Source organism: Micrococcus sp. KRD077 (assembly GCF_017168505.1).
GTDB classification, from domain to species: domain Bacteria; phylum Actinomycetota; class Actinomycetes; order Actinomycetales; family Micrococcaceae; genus Micrococcus; species Micrococcus luteus.
Window position 1 is genome coordinate 683 of sequence record NZ_JABFAZ010000019.1, and the last position, 5,300, is coordinate 5,982.

Here is a 5,300-nt window from a genome sequence, read left to right on the forward strand (position 1 = left end):
ACCCCAGGAGGCCCGCATGGCCCGGCCCCAGACCGTCCTCACCGTGGTGGCCGCCCGCCGGCTCACCCCGCACCTCGTGCGCCTGACCCTCGGCGGCGAGCAGTTCGACGCCGTCCACGCCCGCTGGGCGGAGAAGGGCGCCACGGACCAGTACGTGAAGCTGCTCTTCGCCGACCCCGCGCTCGGCCTCGAACCCCCGTACGACCTGGACGCCCTCCGCGAGCGTCTCGCCCCGGAGCAGCTGCCGGTCCGCCGCACCTACACGGTGCGCCGCATGGACGCGGCCGCCCGCACCATGGACGTCGACTTCGTGGTCCACGGCGCGGACGGCGACGGCGCCGCCCCCGGGCACGACGGCGGCCTGGCCGGGGCGTGGGCGGCGTCCGAGCCGGTGGGGCAGCAGGTCGCGTTCCTGGGCCCGGGCGGCGCCTACCGACCCGACCCCACCGCGGACTGGCACCTGCTCGCCGGCGATGAGTCCGCGCTGCCGGCGATCGCCGCCGCCCTCGAGGACCTCGCCGCCACGGACGCCGCGGCGGCCGGTCTCGCGCTGATCGAGGTGACCGACGCCCGGAACGAGGTGCCCCTGACCGCGCCGGCCGGCGTCGAGGTGCGCTGGCTGCACCGCGGCGGCCCCTTCACCCCGGAGACGACGCGGTTCGCCGCCGCCGTCGAGGACGCGGCGTGGCGGGACGGACGGGTGCACGCGTTCGTGCACGGCGAGCGGGAGCAGGTCAAGCGCGTCCGGGCGCACCTCACGGACGTGCGCGGCGTGGACCGGCGGCAGCTGTCGGTGAGCGCGTACTGGGCCTACGGCCGCGCCGAGGACGTGTTCCAGGCGGAGAAGCAGACCCCGGCGGGGCAGATCTTCGAGGACGGCACCACCGGCGGCTGACCCGCACAGGGTCGGCACAGTAGAAGTTCCGGCGTCCCTCAGGGCATGACGGGCCAGGGGTGACGTGAGAGGGTCGACGCGACATCGTCCGGCGGTCCCCGGCCGCCGGCACGTCCGCACCTCTGTGAAGGAGTCCCCATGAAGACGCCCGCACGCCTCGCCGTCGGCATGCTCGCCGCCTCCGGTCTGCTGCTCACCGGCTGCGCCTCCGACCCGACGCTGGAGGAGAGCTGGCCCGAGGTCCGCCAGAAGGTCGTGGATGCCGAGAGCCTGCGCCTGAAGATGGAGGGCACCGCCGCCGACAAGGAGGAGGACAAGGACGACGCGTCGGCCTCGGCGTCGCCCTCCGCCTCCCTGGGCACGGACGCCATCCAGCCCGCGAACGTGGACCTCGCCGGCGCCACCGACGACTCCCACCTCCGGGGCACCATGAACGTGGACATGGGGGCGGCCACCATGGCCATCGAGGTCCTGCGCCGGGACGCCGACGTGTTCTTCAAGCTCAAGGCCGACGGTGACGACCTGCCCCCGGAGATGGGCATGTTCTCCACCCTCGTGGGCGACCGCTGGATCAAGACGAACGCCGAGCAGGCCGCGCAGATGGACATCTCACTGGAGGAGATCATGTCCGACCTCGAAGAGGACATGCCCGCCGCGGACGCCTTCGACGGCAAGGACCTGAAGGCCGAGGAGGTGGAGCTCGAGGGCAGGAAGTACCTCAAGTACGCGCTGCCCGAGGAGCACCACGAGTTCGGCCGGACGATGCTGATCGACCCGGAGAGCACGACCCTCTACCGTCTCGAGGATGTGAACTCGGAGGACGAGGACGTGGACGCGAATGCCACCTTCACCGAGTGGAACGCGGTCGAGGCGCCCGAGGCCCCCGCCAAGGAGGACGTCTTCGACCTGGCCGAGCTGCAGGAGCTGGCCGGCTGACCCGCTGGGCGATCCGGGTGGGCCGGCGGGGCGCCACGGCATGATGTCCTGATGGACCGCACCGCCCCCACCCCGCCCGCGAACGCCCTCGCCCCGGACCTGCCGGAGGACATCGCACGGGAGGCGATCGCCTTCCGCCGCCGCCTCCACGGGCATCCGGAGCTGGACCTGCACCTGCCCCGCACCCAAGCCGCCGTCCTCGAGCGGCTCGAGGCCCTGCGCGCCGAGGCGGGGGAGGATGCCGCCACCGGTCGCCCCGCGCTGGAGACGAGCGTGGGCCGGGCGCTGAGCTCCGTCGTCGTGGTGCTGCGCGGCGGGGCCCCGCTGCCGGAGGGGGCCCGGCGGCCGGTCGTGCTGCTGCGGGGGGACATGGACGCCCTGCCCGTCACGGAGGAGACCGGGCTGGAGTACGCCCCCTCCGTGCCGGGCACCATGCACGCCTGCGGCCACGACCTGCACACCGCCGGCCTCTACGGCGCCCTGGCCTGGCTGGTGCGCCGTCGCGGGGAGCTCACCGCCGACGTGGTGGCCATGTTCCAGCCCGGGGAGGAGACCGGCGGCGGCGCCCAGCACATGATCCAGGAGGGGCTGCTGGAGGCGGCCGGGCGACCGGTGGACGTCGCCTACGCGATCCATGTCTCCTCGGGCACCTACCTGCGCGGCGTCCTGCTCAGCCGCCCGGGGGCGATCCAGGCCGGCTGCGACGACCTGGTGGTGACGGTGCACGGTCGAGGCGGGCACGGCTCCGTGCCGCACCTGGCCCAGGATCCGGTGCCCGTGGCCGCCGAGATGGTGCTGGCGCTGCAGTCCGTGGTCACCCGGCAGTTCGACGCCTTCGACCCGGTGGTCGCGACCGTCGGGCACCTGAGCGCGGGCACGGCGGCCAACATCATCCCGGACAGCGCCACCCTCGCCCTCACCCTGCGGACCTTCTCCGCGGACGCCCGAGCCCGGCTGCTCTCGGCCGTGGAGCGCATGGTGCACGGGATCGCCGAGGCGCACGGCATGAGCGCACAGGTCCGGACGGACTGCGCGTTCCCGGTGACGGCCAACGACCCGGACGCGGTGGCCTTCGTCCGCCGGACCGTGGAGGACCTGTACGGGGTCGAGGCGTACCGGGAGCTGTCCGAGCCCGAGCCCGGCAGCGAGGACTTCTCCGAGGTCCTCCAGCGGGTGCCCGGCGCCTACGTCCTGCTCGGGGCGGTCCCGGAGGGCGTGGACCCGGACGAGGCCCCGGTCAACCACTCCCCGCAGGCCGTGTTCGACGACGCCGTGGTGCCGCGGGCCGCTCAGGTGCTGGCCGAGCTGGCGCTGCGGACGGCGCCGGTGCCGGCGTCCTGAGCGCGGCGGCCGGCCCGGAGCACCTCGGCGATCTGCCCGACGCACGGCTCGTTCTGCAGGCTCGTGGTGTCCCCGAGCGCGGTGCCCTGGTGCAGCTGCGTCAGCAGCCGCCGCATGATCTTGCCCGAGCGGGTCTTGGGCACGTCGGGGACGAAGACCACCTCGGCGGGCTTGGCCACCGGCCCGATCACCCGCCCCACATGCCGCCGCAGCTCCTCGGCGCGGTCGGCGGCGGAGGCGCCGGGGCCGTCGTCGCCGGCCAGCCAGCCCTCGTGCGCCACGACGAAGGCGACGGCGGCGTGCCCGGTGGTCTCGTGCGGCACGGGGCACACCCCCGCCTCGATCACCTCCGGGTGCGCCACGAGGGCGGACTCGATCTCGATGGTGCTCAGCCGGTGCCCGGAGATGTTGATGACGTCGTCCACGCGCCCGAGGATCCAGACGTCGCCGTCCTCGTCCCGCTTGGCGCCGTCGCCGGCGAGGAACCAGCCTGCCTCGCCCTGGTCCGCGTAGTCCTCCCAGTACGAGTGGAAGTAGCGGGCCGGGTTCCGCCACACGGTCCGCGCCATCGACGGCGAGGTGCGGGTGACCACGATCCGGCCCTGCAGGCCCTCGGGCGTGGGGGCGCCGTCGTCGTCGACCACGGCCACGTCCACCCCCGGCAGGGGCCGGGAGCCGCAGCCCGGCTTGAAGGCCGTGTCCGTGGGGCGGGGGGAGAGCACGGTGGCGCCCGTCTCGGACTGCCACCACGTGTCCACCATCGGCAGGTCCGGGGTGTCCCGGCCGATCTGGGTGCGGGCCCACGTCCAGGCCTCCGGGTTCACGGACTCGCCCACGGTGCCGATCAGACGGATCGAGGACAGGTCCGGGCCGCCGTCCGCGTGCGCCGGGATCCCGTCCGGATGCCAGCCCTTGAGCGAGCGGATCAGGGTGGGCGCCGTGTAGTAGCTCGTCACCCGGTAGCGCTCGATCACCTCGAAGTGCCGGCCCGGGTGCGGGGCGTTCGGCACGCCCTCGTAGATCACCTGCGTGACCCCGTTCGAGAGCGGACCGTAGATCTCGTAGGTGTGCGCGGTGACCCAGGCCAGGTCCGCGGTGCACCAGTGGACGTCGTCGTCGCGCCGTGCCGGGTCCGGGTGGGAGAACAGGAAGTCGTGCGTCCACGAGGCCGCGGCGAGGTACCCGCCGGAGGTGTGCACGAGCCCCTTGGGCTGTCCCGTGGTGCCGGAGGTGTACATGATGAACAGCGGGTGCTCCGCGTCGAAGGCGCGCGGGGTGTGGGTGTCCGGCTGGCGGTCCACGACGTCGTGCCACCACAGGTCCCGGCCCTCGGTCCACGGGATGTCCCGGTGGCCCGTGCGGTCCAGGACGAGGACGTGCTCGATCGCGTTGTCCCCGGACACGGCCTCGTCCGCGTTGGCCTTCACGGGGACGGCGGCACCGCGGCGGAACTGGCCGTCGGTGGTGACGAGCAGCTTGGCGCCCGTGTCCTCGACGCGGAACCGCAGCGCCTCCGCCGAGAACCCACCGAACACGAGCGAGTGCACGGCGCCGATCCGCGCGCACGCCAGCGTGATGACGATCGTCTCGACGAGCACGGGCAGGTACACGACGACGCGGTCGCCCGCCTCGATGCCCAGCTCCTCGAGGGCGTTCGCGGCCTGGGCGACCTCGCGCTGCAGCTGTGCGTAGGTGACGGCGCGGCGGTCGCCGGGCTCGCCCTCGAAGTACAGGGCGACCTTCTCCCCGCGCCCCGCCGCCACGTGCCGGTCCACGCAGTTCACGGCCACGTTCAGGGTGCCGTCCTCGTACCAGCGGATCTCCGGGCCGCGCTCGGCGGCCGGGTCCGGGGCGGTGAGGGAGCGCGTCCGGGTGAAGGGCCGCTCCCAGCTCAGACGTCGGCCGGCCGCCTCCCAGAACGCGAGCCGGTCCGACTCGGCCACCGGGCGGCCGTCGCCGCGCCCGCCGTGCAGCCGGTCCGCCGGGCGGCCGGGGTGGACGTCCGGGTCGGCGGCGTCGACGAGCGCCTGCGGGAGGGGGCCGGGCAGCGTGGCGAGGGCCGCGGCGGGCACGCCGTCGTTCGGTCCGCGGACGGCCCCGGAGGCGCCCTCCTCGGCCGGGTCGGGGC

At 74.4% G+C, this 5,300-nt stretch carries 4 protein-coding genes; 3 read left to right on the forward strand and 1 reads right to left on the reverse strand.

Annotated features, from left to right (window positions below; all coding sequences use genetic code 11):
• Positions 1 to 16: 16 nt before the first annotated feature.
• From J1M39_RS05260 to J1M39_RS05270, 3 genes are all read left to right on the forward strand, one after another.
• Entirely contained in the window at positions 17 to 895 is an 879-nt protein-coding gene (locus J1M39_RS05260) for a siderophore-interacting protein (RefSeq protein WP_036336727.1), read from the forward strand.
• Positions 896 to 1,033: 138 nt separating this feature from the next.
• Positions 1,034 to 1,831 carry a hypothetical protein gene (locus tag J1M39_RS05265; RefSeq protein ID WP_206496537.1) on the forward strand — a complete coding sequence of 266 codons (798 nt, stop codon included), beginning with the start codon at positions 1,034 to 1,036 and terminating at the stop codon, positions 1,829 to 1,831.
• A gap of 51 nt (positions 1,832 to 1,882) precedes the next feature.
• Positions 1,883 to 3,172 carry a M20 metallopeptidase family protein gene (locus J1M39_RS05270; protein WP_206496538.1) on the forward strand — a complete coding sequence of 430 codons (1,290 nt, stop codon included), beginning with the start codon at positions 1,883 to 1,885 and terminating at the stop codon, positions 3,170 to 3,172.
• Here the strand turns inward: J1M39_RS05270 and acs are convergent.
• Positions 3,121 to 5,300, reverse strand: a 2,180-nt coding sequence (gene acs, locus J1M39_RS05275; RefSeq protein WP_241253869.1) for an acetate--CoA ligase, incomplete at its 5' end; no start/stop codon positions are given. The genes J1M39_RS05270 and acs overlap by 52 nt on opposite strands.

What these genes read in the sequence shown, in the direction of transcription:
- J1M39_RS05260 (WP_036336727.1), top strand. Translation starts at nt 17, where the DNA reads ATGGCCCGGCCCCAGACCGTCCTCACCGTGGTGGCCGCCCGCCGGCTC.
- J1M39_RS05265 (WP_206496537.1), top strand. Translation starts at nt 1,034, where the DNA reads ATGAAGACGCCCGCACGCCTCGCCGTCGGCATGCTCGCCGCCTCCGGT.
- J1M39_RS05270 (WP_206496538.1), top strand. Translation starts at nt 1,883, where the DNA reads ATGGACCGCACCGCCCCCACCCCGCCCGCGAACGCCCTCGCCCCGGAC.